The sequence below is a fragment of the Corallococcus sp. CA054B genome (genome assembly GCF_003611625.1).
GTDB lineage: Bacteria > Myxococcota > Myxococcia > Myxococcales > Myxococcaceae > Corallococcus > Corallococcus coralloides.
Genome location: NZ_RAVY01000055.1, coordinates 1 through 14,502, shown reverse-complemented (window position 1 = coordinate 14,502; position 14,502 = coordinate 1). Strand labels below are relative to the sequence as shown.

Below are 14,502 nucleotides of genomic sequence, written 5' to 3'. Positions count from 1 at the left end.
CATGTCCGCCACGCTGATCGACCTGCTCGACGAGCGAAGCCGCCGTCCTCCGGATCCACGCCTCTACACCTTCCTGGAGGACGGCGCGGAGGTGACGCTCACCCGGGGTGCGCTGGCATCGAGCGCGCACCGCATCGCCGCCGCGCTCCAATCGCTCGCGGCCGAGGGCGAGCGCGCGGTCCTGCTCTATCCGCCCGGCGCGGACTACCTCCGAGGGTTCTTCGGCTGCGTGTGTTCGGGGCTGGTGGCGGTGCCGGCATATCCACCGGACCCATCGAGGCTGGAGCGCACCCTGCCCCGCCTGCGCGCGCTCATCGCGGACTCCGGGGCCACGGTGGTGCTCACCACGTCCTTCATCCTGTCCATGGCGGAGTTCCTCTTCACGGACGCGCCGGAGCTGCGAGCGCTGAAGTGGGTGGCGACGGACGCGCTGGAGGAAGGCGACGCGGCGGAGTGGAGGCGGCCGGACGTGACGGCCGACACGCTGGCCTTCCTCCAGTACACGTCCGGCAGCACGGGGACGCCCCGGGGCGTGATGCTCAGCCACGGCAACCTGCTGCACAACCTGGGGGCCATCTGTCGCGCCTTCCAGACGCGCGACGACAGCGTGGGCGTCATCTGGCTGCCGCCGTATCACGACATGGGACTCATTGGCGGAGTGCTGGTGCCGCTGGCGCAGGGCTTCCACACGGCGCTGATGTCGCCGCTGACGTTCCTCAAGCGGCCTCGCGCGTGGCTGGAAGCGCTCACCCGCTTCGGAGGCACCATCAGCGGCGGGCCCAACTTCGCGTTCGACCTGTGCGTGCGGCGCATCCCGCCCGCGGAACGGGAGGGGCTGGACCTGGGCCGCTGGGAGGTGGCGTTCTGCGGAGCGGAGCCCATCCGCCCGGACACCCTGGAGCGCTTCGTGGAGGCGTTCGGACCGCATGGCTTCCGGCGCGAGGCGTTCTATCCATGCTACGGCCTTGCGGAAGGGACGCTCATCGTCTCCGGTGGAGCGAAGGAGGCCGCGCCCGTCCTGCGCGACGTGGACTCCGCCGCGCTGGAGGCAGGCAGCGCGAGGGCGCCCGTTGGCGCGGCCCGGACGCTGGTGGGCAGCGGAGCGACGCTGCCGGATCAATCCCTGTGCATCGTGGCGCCGGACACCCGCCGAGTGCTCCCGCAGGACGAAGTGGGCGAGGTCTGGGTGAAGGGGCCCAGCGTGGCGAAGGGCTACTGGAGGCGCGAGGACGAGTCCGCGAGGGTGTTCCAGGCAAGGACCGCGCAGGGAGACGGGCCCTACCTGCGGACCGGGGACCTGGGCTTCCTGGACGACGGAGAGCTGTACGTCACGGGGCGAGAGAAGGACCTGATCATCGTGCGAGGCCGCAACCTGTACCCACAGGACCTGGAGACGGTGGTGGGGGAGAGCCCCCCGCGCTCAGGCCTGGATGTGGCGTGGCCTTCGGCGTGGCGGTGGACGGCGAGGAGCATCTCGTCGTGGTGCAGGAGGTGGATGCACGCAGGTGGGACGGCGAAGTGGCGCCAGTGATGGGCGCCATCCGAGGGCGTCTGGCGACGGTGCACGAAGTGAGGCCCCGAGCGGTGGTGCTCATCGAGCCCGGAAGCCTGCCCAAGACCTCCAGCGGCAAGGTGCAACGGAGGGCCACGCGGGAGGCCTTCCTCGCCGGAGCGCTGCGCGAGTTGCACGCCTGGTGCACGACCGCGATGAACGGCGCGGGCGCGCACACCGAGCGTTCAGCAAGGGAGTTCCGAGTCCTGGCACGCGTGCCAGCGCGCTTGGGAGCGCGGGTGGAGGACCTGGACGCCCATACGCCCTGACCCCAAGGGCCGGAATCGAGGGAGGAGCCGGAGCGGGCGCCGTCCGAGGCGTGACGCCAAGGGCTCCCAAGCCCCCGGACCCCATGTCCACCTCCCGCCCTACGCAGCCCCAAAACCTGTCCAACTGTCCGACAGGCTTTCCGCAGCCTGAGCGGAGAGAGTCCGCCCCCCGGCGGCGGCGCTCCAAAACCTGTCCGACTGTCCGACAGGTTTCCTCGGCCCGAGAGGAGGCCTCCCCGGCGGCAGCGCTCCAAACCTGTCCGCCTGTCCGACAAGTTTCCGCGGCCTGGCCGGGGAGGAGTCCCACCAGCCAGGGTCCCCAAGATCGGTCCGACAATCGGACAGGCTCCGCCTCCCGGGCGGAGAGGAGCCCCCACCAGCCAGGGTCCACAAGGCCGGTCCGACTGTCCGACAAGTTCCGCTTCCCCGGTGGAGAGCGGGCTCGCTCAGTCACGGTCCACAAGACCGGTCCGACTGTCCGACAGGTTTCCGCCTCCCGGGCGGAGAGGGGCCTCCCTGGCGGCAGTCCCCAAAACCCGTCCGACTTGTCCGACAGGACTCTGCGTCCCGGGCGGAGAGGGGCTCCCCATTAGCCGCCGTTCTTCAAGACGGTCCGACTGTCCGACAGGTTTCCGTTGCTCGGGCGGTGGGGCCCCCACGCGCTGCGGATCGCAAAACCTGTCCGACAAGCTTTCCGCAGCCTGAGCGGAGAGAGTCCGCCCCCCGGCGGCGGCGCTCCAAAACCTGTCCGACTGTTCGACAGGTTTCCGCTGCCTGGGCGGCAAGGGGATCCTCACCCGCCTCGGTTCCCAGACTCGTCCGACAGGTTTCCGCGGCCCGGGCGACGAGCCACCACGGTTCTCATGGCCTGGCTGGCAGTCGGACAGGTCCGGAGGTGCGCCGCGGATGGGAGGCTCACGGAGGCCTCGAAACTTGTCCGACTGTCGGACAGGTTTTTTCGGTGCGCCTCTGACAGGGAGCCTCCAACCGTTCTCACCTTCTCATCCCGATGGAGCGCATTCGATTTCAAAGGCCTTGCGCCTGGGCGGCCAGGCCATGGGGCTCAGCCGTGCGGGAAATCTTCGTGAACTCGTGACCGGCGCGTCTGGCCCGATGCGAGCCGAACGGGTTGAGCGGCGTGTCACTGGCGGCCCGGATGCGTCTTGCTAGCATCGGGCGCATCCCCCGCTGAAAGCTGACTCCGCTGAACGCCACCGAACCGCGCCATCTGGCCGGCCTGGACCTGCTCCGGTGCCTGGCCATCCTCGTCGTCGTCGTCTACCACTACCCCCGCCCCCAAGGGCACGAGGCCTACCAGTCGTTCGCCAACTTCGGGTGGACGGGCGTGGAGCTGTTCTTCGTGCTCAGCGGCTTCCTCATCGGCTCGCAGCTCCTGGAGCCGGTGTCGCGCGGTGAGACGCCGTCACTGCGGCGCTTCTACCTGCGGCGCGCGCTGCGCATCCTTCCGGCCTTCCTCGTCGTGCTGGGCCTCTACCTCTTCGTACCGGCCTGGACCGAGATGCCCGTGGTGACGCCCGCGTGGCGCTTCCTCACCTTCACGCAGAACTTCGGCCTGCGCCGCAACGGCTTCTCCCACGCGTGGTCGCTGTGCGTGGAGGAGCACTTCTATCTGGTGCTGCCGCTCACCGTGCTCGCGCTGCGCGGACGCCTCCGCGCGCCGTCCCTCATCGCGATCGCGGCGGCCGTGATGGGCGGAGGCATGCTCCTGCGCGGCGGGCTGTGGCAGCACCACTTCTCCGCGCTCGGGCCGGGCGATCCAGGCTGGCGCGAGTTCGACAAGCTGCTCTACTACCCGACGTACGCGCGGCTCGACGGGCTGACGTGCGGCGTGCTGCTCGCGGCCCTGCGCGTCTTCCGGCCACAGGCCTGGGAGCGCTGGACTCGCGGCGCACGCGCACGGGCCATGGCCATCGTGGGACTCGCGTGCCTGGGCGGCGTCCTCTTCATCAACGAGGAGCACTACCGCTACCTCCCCTACGTCCTGCTGGCGTTCCCCCTGGCCGCGCTGGGCTTCTCGGCGCTTTTGATGTCGCTTGCGGGCCCCACGGCCTCTCGCGTCTGCGCGCGCATCCCGGGCGTGAAGACCTTCGCGGTCCTGAGCTTCACCGTCTACCTCACGCACAAGGCCGTGCAGCATTCCGTGCGGGACGCGCTGGCGCCCCATGGCATGGACGCGTTCCACGTCGTCACGTGGGTGGGCGGCGCCGTGGCGGTGCTGCTCGCCTCGCTCGCGCTGCACCATGGCGTGGAGCGGCCCGCGCTGAAGTGGCGGGAGCGGCTGGAGCGGGGACTCACCTCCAGGAAGCCGCAGCCCGCCGTTCCCTGACGGCGGCCCGCGCTTCTGCTCGACAGAAGCCGCGCAAGGGGGCGGGCCTGGGCCCGGACGTCGCGTGCGCGCTAGACCTCACGCATGCGCCCCTTCCTGACGGCGACGTGGCGGTACCTGCTGATGCTCAACTACGAGGTGGATCCGGCGGTGCTGCGGCCCCTCGTCCCCCGTGGCACGGAGCTCGACGCGTGGCAGGGCCGCACGTTCGCGAGCATGGTCGGCTTCCGATTCCTCGACACGCGCGTGCGGGGACTCGCGGTGCCGTTCCACCGGGACTTCGATGAGGTGAACCTGCGCTTCTACGTGCGCCGCCTGGGCCCTGAAGGCTGGCGGCGCGGCGTGGTGTTCGTGCGCGAAATCGTGCCCCGGCTCGCCATCGCCACCGTGGCGCGCGTCCTCTACAACGAGCCCTACGTCGCGCACCCCATGCGCCACGCCGTGAACATGGACGGCGCGGACACCGGCGCGCCCGGCCACGTCGAGTACGCCTGGAAGTCCCACGGCCGCTGGCACCAGCTGTCGGCCCGGACGCTCGGCACGCCGGCCGAGAGCGCCCCCGGCTCCCAGGAGGAGTTCATCACCGAGCACTACTGGGGCTACACCGCCCAGCGCGACGGCGGCTGCGCCGAGTACCGCGTGGAGCATCCCCGCTGGACCGTCTGGCGCGCCCGGGAGACCGCCTTCGACTGCGACGTGGCCCGCTTCTACGGCCCCGCCTTCACGGAGTGCCTCCGGGGCACGCCCCACTCCGCCTTCGTGGCCACCGGCTCGGAAGTGTCCGTCTTTCCTGGAAATGGACTCCCGCCCTTGCCAGCGCCATAGAAATCAATATTCTCAATTTCGAAATTGATTTTCTGAAGAACCGACCATGACGACCTCCAAATCCACCTGGCCCGTGCCCACCCGCTGCCCCGTCTGTGGAGGCGGCACCGTCATCGAGCGGGTGCGCTGCGACGGGTGCGCGTCCGCGGTGGAGGGGCGCTTCACGACGGGCTGGGTGCAGCAGCTGTCACCGGAGCAGCTCGCGTTCGTGCGCGTGTTCATGGCCTGCCGGGGGAAGATCAAGGACGTGGAGCAGGCGCTGGGCCTCTCCTATCCGACGGTGGTGGCGCGGCTGGACGACGTGGTGGAGGCCCTGGGCCAAGCGCCCGGAGTCCCGCCGCCTCCCACGCCTCCCGCGCCGCCACCTCCGCCCCGGGAGCGCGGCTCCCCGCGCCGGGCGCAGATTCTCGATGACCTCGCGGCCGGGCTCATCGACGCGGACGAGGCCGCTCAACGTCTCAAGAAGGCACGGGAGTAACCACCCATGATGGACATGGACCCTGAAGCCACGCCGTCCTCCGACGCCTCGTCTTCCTCGCGCGACGGCACCCAGCGCCACGCGATTCCGTGGGGACAGCACGCGGAGCTGGTGCTGCACGCGCCCGCCGCCACGCTCGTCGTGTCGCCGCTGCCAGAGGGAGAGCAGCCCTACCTGGTGACGCACGGCCGGGTGGAGACGCGCATCCAGGAGCACGGCCGGGTGACGAAGGTGGAGCTGATGCCGCGCGAGGCCGGCTTCCTGTCCCTGTTCTGGCGCCACGGCGGACAGGCGGAGCTGTTCGTGCCGCCCGACGTGCGCGCGAAGCTCCTGCTGGACGCGGGCGCCGTGCGCATCTCCGGCCTGAAGGACTGCGAGCTGGAGCTGAACACCGACGCGGGCACGGCGAGCCTGCGCGACGTGCACGGCAAGCTGACCCTGCGCACGGGCGCGGGCCGCATCATCGGCGAGCGCGTGGGCGGCACCCTCCACGTCCACGCCGCCGCGGGCGCGGTGAAGCTGGACGTGGACGCGCTGGACGTGGGCGAGCACCGCATCGGGACGCAGGTGGGCGCGGTGGAGCTGCGCCTGGTGCCCGGGCTGGACGTGAACATCTCCGCCCATACGTCGCTGGGCTCGGCGCAGACGCGCTACCCGTCCAACCCCCAGGCGGCCACGACGATGCTGCTGGAGACGGAGCTGGGCTCGGTGCGCATCCGCGAGTCGGGCCGTTCGCGCGGCGAGGACGCGGAGGGCTGGGAGGAGGAGTCACTGCGCTGGCAGCGTCAGGCGGAGCGCTGGCAGCGCCGCGCCGAGCGTCACGCGAACCAGTGGGCCCACGCCTGGGCGAACTCCTGGGGCGCGCCGCCCTGGGCGGGCCAGGGCTCCCGGCACCACCGGCCCCAGCCGCCCGTGCCGCCCCCGCCGCCGCAGCAGGCCCAGGGCATCCCCGACGAGGAGATGCGCCGCGTGCTGGACCTGGTGGAGGCCGGCAAGCTCAGCGCGGAGGACGCGCACAAGCTGCTCAAGGCGATGCAGCGCTGAGGCTCAGGCGCCCTGCGTGAGGAAGCGGAAGGGGCGCACGCAGTCCTCGCGGGTGCAGCGGAAGAGGTAGCCCCGGCCGTTGTCGCCGAAGTCCAGGCCGAACGGCATCGCGGCCAGCTGCGCGACGAAGCGCATGGGCGCGTCACAGCACTCCGGCGTGCCTTCTCCGTTGAGCCACACGGGCACGCCGCCCACCTTGCTCTCCGGCGCCTCCTCCTTGGCGCGGTCCAGCGCGGCGAACTGCTCCTCGGTGGCCTCGTTGACGTCCACCGACAGGGCCTCGGTGTCCTCGGTGGCGGGCTCGAAGCCGAGCGTCCATTCCGCGTACGGCTTCACCGGCCCCGGCGGCGCGCTCACGGACGGCGCGCCGGCCTTCACCGGCACGGCGGCGTTGGCGCCCTCCTCCGGGTCCCAGCGGAAGCAGACGGTGTCGGGGTTCTCGCACTGGAAGACGTGGACCGACGCGTACGGCGCCAGGTCCAGCCGTCCTTCGACGTGCGGCAGCTGGAAGAGGAAGCGCTGGGGCCCGCCGCACATCGCGCAGGCGGGCCACTCCAGGGGGCCCGGCGCCTCGGGCGTGCCCCCCCACCTTCATCAGGGGGACACCGGTGCGGCCAGGGACGAGCGCCCACAAGGGCGCGAGCGGATGGGACATGCCCCGGACTCTAGAAGTCCGCGATGCGGTCGGCCAGTGACGCGTCGTCCACGAAGGGGTTGCGGTTCTGCTGGTAGGTTTCGATGGCGTCGTTGCGCGCCACCTCCGCCGCGTCCACCTTGTCCAGCTTGTTCCACTCCTTGAGGACGGCCTCGTCGTTCGCGGGGATGGCCTTGCTGTAGACGGTGGAGAAGTAGAACAGCGCGCGCGCCACGTTGCCCTTGTGCGCGTCCGGCGGCTCGAAGACGGTGCGGCCCTGCGCGTCGGTGCCGAACTTGGCGCCGTTCTCCTCCCACTTCACCTTCGTCACCGTGCCGAAGGGGTAGTTGCCCCGGACCGAGTTGGCCTTGCTGTCCGTGGGGAACAGGTGGTGCAGGTCCGCCTTCGCCGCGCCCGTGGCGCCCTTGGACTGGGGCCAGGTGTGCTCGGTGTTCATCACGTTGCTGTTGGGAATCTTGTTCGTCTTCAGTTCCTTGCCCGTGTAGACGCACGTCACGACGCCGTCGCGGTTGTCCAGGGTGGTGAAGATGATCTTCCGCGCCTGGTCGTAGCCCAGGTTCTTGTGCTTGCTGACCGCGTCATGCAGGGCGTTGATCAGCGCCTGGTCCTTCAGCCCGTCGTAGCGCGGATCCGACTTGGGCGGCACGTCCTCCACCGGCACCTGCGGCGCGGGCACCGGCGTCGTGGGCGTCGTCGGGGCCTTCTTCGCAGAAGGGCCGGCCTCGAACGTGGAGACCGACGAGAACGCCTTCGGGGTGACACGGGCCGTGTTGGCCGGGGCCGACGCGGAGTTCGTCGAGGGGCGGGTCGCGGAGAGCGGGCGGGACGGGATGATCATGACGGCCCTCAGGATTCGAGGTGGGGGGATGACGCATTGTCGTCCGAACGCGGGCCCGGTTGCGTGACGCGCCGCATTTTCCCTCCGAGCCGGTTGGTTTCTTCCGTCCGACCCGGGACATCCCGGGAAATGCCCCACCGCCGGGCTCCGGAGCCGGGGAAAAGCAGGGCTCATCGGCGGCACCAGGACGGCCCGGGGGCCCATTTCCGGGAGCCGGGCGACCCGGATGGGGCGCGCGCTATGCCTCCGGGTGTCGCACCACATGAGGGGGTTTCGTTCATGAAGGTCGTGATTCCGGGTGGCACGGGACAGGTGGGCGCCCTGCTGGCACGGGCGTTCACCGCGCGGGGGGATGACGTCGTCCTCATCAGCCGGGGAGGCCGGGGCGAGGCGCGCACGGTGTCCTGGGACGGGCGCACCCTGGGTGATTGGGCGAAGGAGGTGGATGGCGCCGACGCGGTCATCAACCTGGCGGGACGCAGCGTGAACTGCCGCTACACGGAGGAGAACCTGCGCCAGATGATGGACTCGCGGGTGGACTCCACGCGGGTGGTGGGCCAGGCCATCCAGCAGGCCGCGAAGCCGCCGCGCGTGTGGCTGCAGATGAGCACCGCGACGCTGTACGCGCACCGGCTGGACGCGCCCAACGACGAGGCCACCGGGCTCATTGGTGGGAACGAGCCGGGGGTGCCCGCGTACTGGAAGCGCAGCATCGACATCGCGCAGGCCTGGGAGCGCACGCTGGCGGAAGCCGACACGCCCCACACGCGCAAGGTGGCGCTGCGCTCCGCGATGGTGATGAGCCCGGACAAGGAGGGCATCTTCGACGTGCTCCTGGGCCTGACGCGCCGGGGGCTGGGCGGCCCCGCGGGCAGCGGGCGGCAGTACGTGTCGTGGATCCACGACCGGGACTTCGTGCGCGCGGTGCAGCTGCTGTTGGAGCGCGACGACCTGGACGGGCCGGTGAACCTGGCCGCGCCGAATCCCCTGCCCCAGCGGGAGCTGATGGCGAAGCTGCGCGAGGCGGCGCACGTGAGCGTGGGGCTGCCAGCGGCGAAGTGGATGCTGGAGGTGGGCGCGTTCTTCATGCGCACGGACACGGAGCTGTTGCTCAAGAGCCGCCGCGTGGTGCCCGGGCGGCTGCTGGACGCGGGCTTCACCTTCGAGTACCCCGACTGGGGGACCGCCGTGACGAACCTCGTCGAGCGCTGGCGCGTGGGGAGCGGCCCCGTCCGGAGCTGACCGTGTCCACGAAGCAGTACCGCGTCCGCTGGGGTCGCATCGCCGCGTTGGGGCTCGTGCTGGGAGCGCTGGGCACGGGCGGGTTCACGGCGGCGCGAGGCCTGCGCACGGCCCAGGCGCTGGTGCATCCGGCGCGCATCCCGGTGACGCCGCCCCCCAACCCGGACGCGCTGCCAGACATGGAGGACGTGTCCTTCGAAGCGGCGGGGCGGAAGCTTCGAGGGTGGTACGTCCCGTCCCGCGACGGGACGGCGGTGGTGCTGGTGCACGGCTTCGCGGACAACCGCACGCGCATGCTCTTCGAAGCCTCGGTGCTGTCGGAGGCGGGGCACGGCGTCCTGCTCTTCGACCTGCACGGCCAGGGCGAAAGCGAAGGCGACACGGTGGGCTGGGGCGACAGTGAGCGCGAGGACGTGCGCGCGGCCCTGGCCTTCGTGCGGGCCCGGCCGGACGTCACCCCGGGGCGCGTGGGCCTGTTCGGGTTCTCCATGGGCGGGACGACGGCCCTGCTGGTGGCGCAGGAGGACGCGCGGGTGAAGGCGGTGGCGGCGGCGGGAGCGTTCCCGGACCTGGCGGGGGACATGGGCTCCCACTACGGCCTGAGCACCTGGGCGGTGCTGTGGGGCCTGCGCCGGTCCGGCATCGACGTGGACGCGGTGCGGCCCGTGGACGGCATGTGCCGGCTGGAGGGCCGGCCGCTGCTCCTCATCAACGGAGGCAGCGACCCGGACGGCCCCCAGAAGCTGGACGGCCGCCTCTACCGCGCCGCCTGCGAACCCCGCGAGCAGTGGGTGGTGCCGGAGGCAGCCCACGGCGAGTACGCCCAGAAGGCCCCCGAGGACTACGCGCGCCGCCTGCGCGACTTCTTCGGCCGCGCGCTCTGAGCGCTGTCCCCGGATGACGAACTCCCACCGGCCGTCTCACTCCCGGCGGCCCTTGGCGACGAACTCCCCGCGGCTGTGGATGCCGGTCTTCTCGAACAGCGACTTGATGTGGACCTTCACCGTCTCCACGGAGCACCCGAGCCGGGAGGAGATCTCCTTGTTCGCCAGGCCTTCGTGAAGACAGTCCGCCACGCGTGACTCCTGGGCGGTGAGCTTCTCCTTCCAGTCCGGGCGCAGCCAGTGGACCCGCTCGTGCATCCGCAACTGCCACAGGTTGCGGCCCCCCCAGCTGACGGCGGAGGGACTGAACGTCACGTCCAGCCGGTCCGCGCCGCGCTCCAGCGTGAGGGACTCCAGCCGCGGATCCACCGCGACATCGAAGCGGGACAGCGCCCTCACCCGCTCCGCCCACGCTCGGGGAACCCCGTCGCTGAGCTCATGGGACGCAAACCACCGCTCCAGCAGCGGAATGGCCGGCCCCGTGTCCACCACCTTCCGCCCCAGGCTGTTGAGCACCAGCACCGGGCTCGCTCCCATCGCGATGGCCTTCAGCAGGTCCCGCTCGAAGCGCACGGCGTAGAGTTCCTGGAGCCGCGCCACCGCCCGGGAGATGTACGGGATGATCTGCTGCAGGAACCACTGCGCCCGGAGCGTGAAGGGCCGGGAGGACTCCCGGTACATCGCGATGCCGCCCTTCAGGTCCTGCTCCGTGAAGAGGAGCGACGCCAGCACGCGCTTGAGCTTCAGCCCCGCGCCCTGGCTGCGCCGGAAGGTCTCCGTCTCCACCAGCGCCTGCCCCCGCAGCATCTGCTCGTCGCTGAGCACCAGGTTGGGCTGCACCACCGTGGCGCGGAAGACGAAATCCTCCTGCACCCACTCGGCGTAATCCTTGAGGAGGGGGTGGACGGTGTCCGTCCTCCACTGCAACCCCGCCGTCCCATCCGGGTTCGCGCAGCCCACCGCGAGGTGGTCCGCCTCGCAGAGCGAGAGGAGCGCCCGGGAGAGGGCTTCGTAGACGTCCTCCAGCGTCCGGGCGTTGCCCAGCGCTTCCTTCAGCTCCGCGACCAACGACTGCTCACGCGACAGGAACTTCCGTGCCTTGCCCATGGGTACGACCCCCGTTTGCAATACCCATCAAGTATTACGAGGGCGAAAACGGGGCCCATCCCCCCAAAGAGGTATGGCGGACCTGTCGGGCGTGGCCGCCTGCTACACGCGGCGCCCCTGCGCGAGGAACTGCGTGCGGCTCGAGGTCCCGGTCTTCCGGTAGATGGACTGCAGCTGCTTCTTCACCGTCCCCTCCGTACTCCCCAGTGGGAGCGCGATGTCCCGGTTCGAATCGCCCCGGTGGACGCCGTCCGCCACCTTGCGCTCCGTGGGCGTCAGCAATCGCAGCCAGTCCTCCCGCAGCCAGTGAGGACGCTCGAGGATGCGGACCTGCCACAGCGGATTGCCCGCCCAGAGGATGGCGGAGAGCGAGAACGTCACCTGCAATTGCTCGCCGTCCCGCTCCCGGTCATCGCGGAGCAGGGCCGGAGGATGCATCCCCTTCACGCGCGACAACGCCTCCAGCCGCCGCACCCACGCCTGGGGAATCCCTTGCGGCGTGCGCTCCGAGCGCGCGAACCACTTCTCCAACAGCCGCGTGGCCGCGTTGGTCCGGACCATCTCCCGGCCCCAGGGCGTCAGCACCAGCAGGGCCCCGGACTCGACAGCGCCGGACTTGAGCAGATCCAGCTCCAATCCCTGCGCATGGATCCTCTGGACGTGACTGACCGCGCGATGGATGGCGGGCACGAGCAACTGCAACAATCGCTGGCTGCGCGCCGGGAAGGGCCGCGAGCGCTCGCTGTACACCGCGAGCCCGCCCTTGAGGCCCTGCTGCTCTTCCATGAGCAGCGCCGCCATCACCTGCCGCAGATCCAGCCCCGCATCCACGCTGCGATGACGGGTCGGCTGGGTGTCCAGCTTCCGTCCCCGCAGCATCTCCTGCGTGCTCAACACGCGGTTGGGCTGGTCAATCGTGGCCTGGAAGACGAAGTCCTGCGTCACCCATTCGGAGTAATGCTTGAGCAGGGGCATCGTCGTGCGGCTCGTCCACTGGAGCCCCACGGAGCCATCCAGGTTGGCGCACCCCAGCGCGAAGTGGTCCGCCTGACACAGCTGGAGCACGCGCGGCTCCAGCACGTCATGGATGTCCTGGTAGCTGCCAAGGCCCACCAGGTTCGTCAGCAGCTCATTCTGGATCGACTCTTCGCGTGACGTGAATCGCAAGGCCCTGCCCATACGGAATGCCTCCCCCGGCAATGCCATCCATCCCAAGCATGACACGGAGGAGCCCTCCGGCTGGAAGCCCCTCCCCCACCCGTCCGCCTTTCCGCTCCCCGACGGGGCGGTGACGCCGGGCTGGACGGCTCCCCCCCTGGCAGGTCAGCCTGGACATCCTTGGAGGATGCAACCCACATGGCTGCCCCGCTGCCCCCTGAAGGCCAGTTCCACATCGAGGTCATCAAGCTCCTGCTCCAGGTGGCCACCAGCGACGACCGCGTCACCCGCGAGGAGATTGACGCCATCATCGAAACCGCACGCGGCTTCAGCGTGCCCCTGACGGAGCTCAGCGCCCTCACCCGCTGCCTCCACGAGGGCCAGCCGCTCCCGCCACCGAACCTGAGCGTCCTGCGCCAGGACCCCAAGGCCGTGCTCGACGCGGTCCACGCGCTCGTCATCGGCGACGGCCACCTGGACGAATCGGAGATCGCCATGATCCGGCAGATCCGCGAGCTGCTCGGCATGGCCCCCTGAAACCGCCTTCTTGAGTCACGCGGTCACGTGCAACGGGTGCCCGTCCTTGTGCTCGGGCGCGCCCGCGAGCCTGCGGGTGAGCCGGCGGCGCACGACGTCCACGTGCTCGCGGAAGAAGTACAGGTTCTCCGCGTAGGCGGTCGGCACCGCGATGCGGTTCACCTCGCGCTCGGCCTCCTCCAGCCGCTTGAGCATGGCCTGGAGCATCTCCTGGTCCGGGTCCTCCTCCAGCTGGATTTCAATCTCCTTCAGCCGCGCGTACCACCGGTGGATGCGCGAGCGCACCCGCCACAGGAACACCGCGGGCACCGCGCGCCCCAGCGGCACCACCACCGCGATGATGGGCACCAGCATCACCCACAGCCGGTCCACCAGGTTCGCCGCCCAGAACGGCAGGTAGCGCTGCAGCAGCGGAACGCCCGACGCGTAGTAGCGCTTCGCCTCGCTGCTCAAGGGGAAGCCCGCCGCGAGCGGCGCGGGGAACTCGCCCGTCTTGTCCAGGATGCCCGCCGTGCCGCTGATCTCACTGGCCGCGCGCATCAGGAGATAGGCGAGCGCCGGGTGCAGTGAGTCCTTCGCCAGCAAGAGCGCGTTGGGCGCGAGCAGCACCACGTCATGGTCCGGCACGTCCTTGGCGAAGTCGAACACGCCCTGAGGCAGCACGTGGCGCGACAGGTACGGATAGCGGCGCGTGTACGCCTCCGCGCGATGGAAGCTCAAGAGGCGCACGCCCTTCACCGCGGCCAGCTTCTGGATGCGCGGCGACTCCGCCGGCGACACCAGGAACACCGCGTCCACCTTGCCCTGCGTCAGCGCGTCGATGGCCGCGTCCCGGTCCAGCGGCAGCAGCTCCGTGGGCGCCGTGTCCACCTTGTTCGCCTGCAGCAGCGTCATCGCCAGCGCGCGCGTGCCGCTCTCCTCGGGCCCCACCGCGATCCGCTTGCCCTGGAGGCCGCGCACGTCGTCCACGGGCTCGCCCCGGTAGAAGACCCACAGCGGCACGTAGGAGAGGCTCCCCAGCGACGCCACGTTCTCCGGCACCTGCTGGCCCTTGCCGCCGGTGGTGCCGCTCTGCGCGAAGGCGATGTCCACCCCGCTGTCCTCCGCGCCCAACAGCGCCACGCTGCCCACGGAGCCCTTCGTGTTGCGCAGCTCCAGCGTCACCCCGTGCTGCGCGAGGAACTTCTGGTAGCGCTTCGCCATGTAGTTGAAGCCGCCCTCTTCCGGCGCCAGCGCCATCACCAGCGTCTTCGGCGGCGCGGGCTTGACGAAATAGAACGTCACCGCGAACGCCACCGCGATGAGCAGCGACGCGGGCGCAACGGCGAACCACAGGTCGCGCCGCAACGTGCGCTTGAGCTGCGTCTTCAACGTGTCCGTCTTCATGAAGCCGCGCAGTATAGCGACCCCGCAGTGCGCGGCCCTGCCGTACACCGCGTCGGTCCAGGCAAGCGAGCACGTCACGACCCGGGGGCACTTGGCGCATCCCCTTGCGCGACACACCCTCCCTCCCAGGCCTTTTTGAAGGGGTGTGGCATGGGTTGGCGCGGCGGGTGGGTGATGTCC

Annotated in this window: 14 protein-coding genes; 9 read left to right on the top strand and 5 right to left on the bottom strand. The window is 70.5% G+C overall.

The features are described from left to right. The first annotated feature begins 1 nt into the window (after window position 1). The 6 genes from D7V80_RS15875 to D7V80_RS15855 all read left to right on the top strand — a co-directional run bounded on the left by D7V80_RS15875 (window position 2) and on the right by D7V80_RS15855 (window position 6,515). Window positions 2-1,531: a fatty acyl-AMP ligase gene (locus D7V80_RS15875; RefSeq protein WP_370452500.1), complete on the top strand. Its 1,530-nt coding sequence runs from the start codon at window positions 2-4 to the stop codon at window positions 1,529-1,531. Beyond that, window positions 1,531-1,821, top strand: a complete 291-nt coding sequence (locus D7V80_RS43930) for a hypothetical protein (RefSeq protein WP_370452499.1) — start codon at window positions 1,531-1,533, stop codon at window positions 1,819-1,821. The genes D7V80_RS15875 and D7V80_RS43930 overlap by 1 nt, the downstream gene beginning before the upstream one ends. A 1,195-nt stretch (window positions 1,822-3,016) precedes the next feature. Continuing rightward, window positions 3,017-4,168, top strand: coding sequence for an acyltransferase family protein (locus D7V80_RS15870; RefSeq protein ID WP_370452501.1), 1,152 nt, complete (start codon window positions 3,017-3,019; stop codon window positions 4,166-4,168). Window positions 4,169-4,252: 84 nt separating this feature from the next. Then, window positions 4,253-4,993, top strand: coding sequence for a YqjF family protein (locus D7V80_RS15865; protein WP_120588962.1), 741 nt, complete (start codon window positions 4,253-4,255; stop codon window positions 4,991-4,993). Between the two features lie 46 nt (window positions 4,994-5,039). Next, on the top strand, window positions 5,040-5,471 hold the full coding sequence (locus D7V80_RS15860; RefSeq protein ID WP_014394480.1) for a DUF2089 domain-containing protein: 432 nt from the start codon (window positions 5,040-5,042) through the stop codon (window positions 5,469-5,471). Between the two features lie 6 nt (window positions 5,472-5,477). After that, window positions 5,478-6,515 carry a hypothetical protein gene (locus D7V80_RS15855; protein ID WP_120588961.1) on the top strand — a complete coding sequence of 346 codons (1,038 nt, stop codon included), beginning with the start codon at window positions 5,478-5,480 and terminating at the stop codon, window positions 6,513-6,515. Window positions 6,516-6,518: 3 nt separating this feature from the next. Here the strand turns inward: D7V80_RS15855 and D7V80_RS15850 are convergent, their stop codons facing one another. Then, a complete protein-coding gene (locus tag D7V80_RS15850; protein WP_120588960.1) occupies window positions 6,519-7,052 on the bottom strand; it encodes a hypothetical protein in 534 nt (177 codons plus the stop codon). Window positions 7,053-7,180: 128 nt separating this feature from the next. Continuing rightward, the gene (locus tag D7V80_RS15845) at window positions 7,181-8,008 is read right to left on the bottom strand and encodes an endonuclease I family protein (protein WP_120588959.1); all 828 of its coding nucleotides are present in this window, start codon (window positions 8,006-8,008) and stop codon (window positions 7,181-7,183) included. A 279-nt stretch (window positions 8,009-8,287) separates the two neighbouring features. Here D7V80_RS15845 and D7V80_RS15840 point away from each other — a divergent pair, with 279 nt between their 5' ends. Both D7V80_RS15840 and D7V80_RS15835 read left to right on the top strand, forming a co-directional pair. Next, on the top strand, window positions 8,288-9,250 hold the full coding sequence (locus D7V80_RS15840) for a TIGR01777 family oxidoreductase (RefSeq protein ID WP_120588958.1): 963 nt from the start codon (window positions 8,288-8,290) through the stop codon (window positions 9,248-9,250). 2 nt (window positions 9,251-9,252) lie between these two features. Next, window positions 9,253-10,134 (top strand): alpha/beta hydrolase, encoded by an 882-nt coding sequence (locus tag D7V80_RS15835; RefSeq protein ID WP_120588957.1) that lies wholly within the window; start codon window positions 9,253-9,255, stop codon window positions 10,132-10,134. A gap of 36 nt (window positions 10,135-10,170) precedes the next feature. Here D7V80_RS15835 and D7V80_RS15830 read toward each other — a convergent pair whose 3' ends face one another. Together D7V80_RS15830 and D7V80_RS15825 are read right to left on the bottom strand one after the other, a co-directional pair. Beyond that, the gene (locus D7V80_RS15830; protein ID WP_120588956.1) at window positions 10,171-11,241 is read right to left on the bottom strand and encodes a helix-turn-helix transcriptional regulator; all 1,071 of its coding nucleotides are present in this window, start codon (window positions 11,239-11,241) and stop codon (window positions 10,171-10,173) included. A gap of 102 nt (window positions 11,242-11,343) precedes the next feature. After that, window positions 11,344-12,408 carry a helix-turn-helix transcriptional regulator gene (locus tag D7V80_RS15825; RefSeq protein ID WP_158616641.1) on the bottom strand — a complete coding sequence of 355 codons (1,065 nt, stop codon included), beginning with the start codon at window positions 12,406-12,408 and terminating at the stop codon, window positions 11,344-11,346. Between the two features lie 189 nt (window positions 12,409-12,597). Here D7V80_RS15825 and D7V80_RS15820 point away from each other — a divergent pair, with 189 nt between their 5' ends. Next, a complete protein-coding gene (locus D7V80_RS15820) occupies window positions 12,598-12,936 on the top strand; it encodes a hypothetical protein (RefSeq protein ID WP_014394471.1) in 339 nt (112 codons plus the stop codon). A gap of 15 nt (window positions 12,937-12,951) precedes the next feature. Here D7V80_RS15820 and D7V80_RS15815 read toward each other — a convergent pair whose 3' ends face one another. Beyond that, window positions 12,952-14,322 (bottom strand): TAXI family TRAP transporter solute-binding subunit, encoded by a 1,371-nt coding sequence (locus tag D7V80_RS15815; protein ID WP_120588954.1) that lies wholly within the window; start codon window positions 14,320-14,322, stop codon window positions 12,952-12,954. Window positions 14,323-14,502: the final 180 nt, after the last annotated feature.

Excerpts from the sequence above, each read along its gene's own strand:
- D7V80_RS15860 (WP_014394480.1), top strand. The coding sequence starts at position 5,040 with ATGACGACCTCCAAATCCACCTGGCCCGTGCCCACCCGCTGCCCCGTC.
- D7V80_RS15830 (WP_120588956.1), bottom strand. The coding sequence starts at position 11,241 with ATGGGCAAGGCACGGAAGTTCCTGTCGCGTGAGCAGTCGTTGGTCGCG.
- D7V80_RS15820 (WP_014394471.1), top strand. The coding sequence starts at position 12,598 with ATGGCTGCCCCGCTGCCCCCTGAAGGCCAGTTCCACATCGAGGTCATC.
- D7V80_RS15815 (WP_120588954.1), bottom strand. The coding sequence starts at position 14,322 with ATGAAGACGGACACGTTGAAGACGCAGCTCAAGCGCACGTTGCGGCGC.
- D7V80_RS15840 (WP_120588958.1), top strand. The coding sequence starts at position 8,288 with ATGAAGGTCGTGATTCCGGGTGGCACGGGACAGGTGGGCGCCCTGCTG.
- D7V80_RS15865 (WP_120588962.1), top strand. The coding sequence starts at position 4,253 with ATGCGCCCCTTCCTGACGGCGACGTGGCGGTACCTGCTGATGCTCAAC.
- D7V80_RS15875 (WP_370452500.1), top strand. The coding sequence starts at position 2 with ATGTCCGCCACGCTGATCGACCTGCTCGACGAGCGAAGCCGCCGTCCT.
- D7V80_RS43930 (WP_370452499.1), top strand. The coding sequence starts at position 1,531 with ATGGGCGCCATCCGAGGGCGTCTGGCGACGGTGCACGAAGTGAGGCCC.
- D7V80_RS15850 (WP_120588960.1), bottom strand. The coding sequence starts at position 7,052 with ATGTGCGGCGGGCCCCAGCGCTTCCTCTTCCAGCTGCCGCACGTCGAA.
- D7V80_RS15855 (WP_120588961.1), top strand. The coding sequence starts at position 5,478 with ATGATGGACATGGACCCTGAAGCCACGCCGTCCTCCGACGCCTCGTCT.
- D7V80_RS15845 (WP_120588959.1), bottom strand. The coding sequence starts at position 8,008 with ATGATCATCCCGTCCCGCCCGCTCTCCGCGACCCGCCCCTCGACGAAC.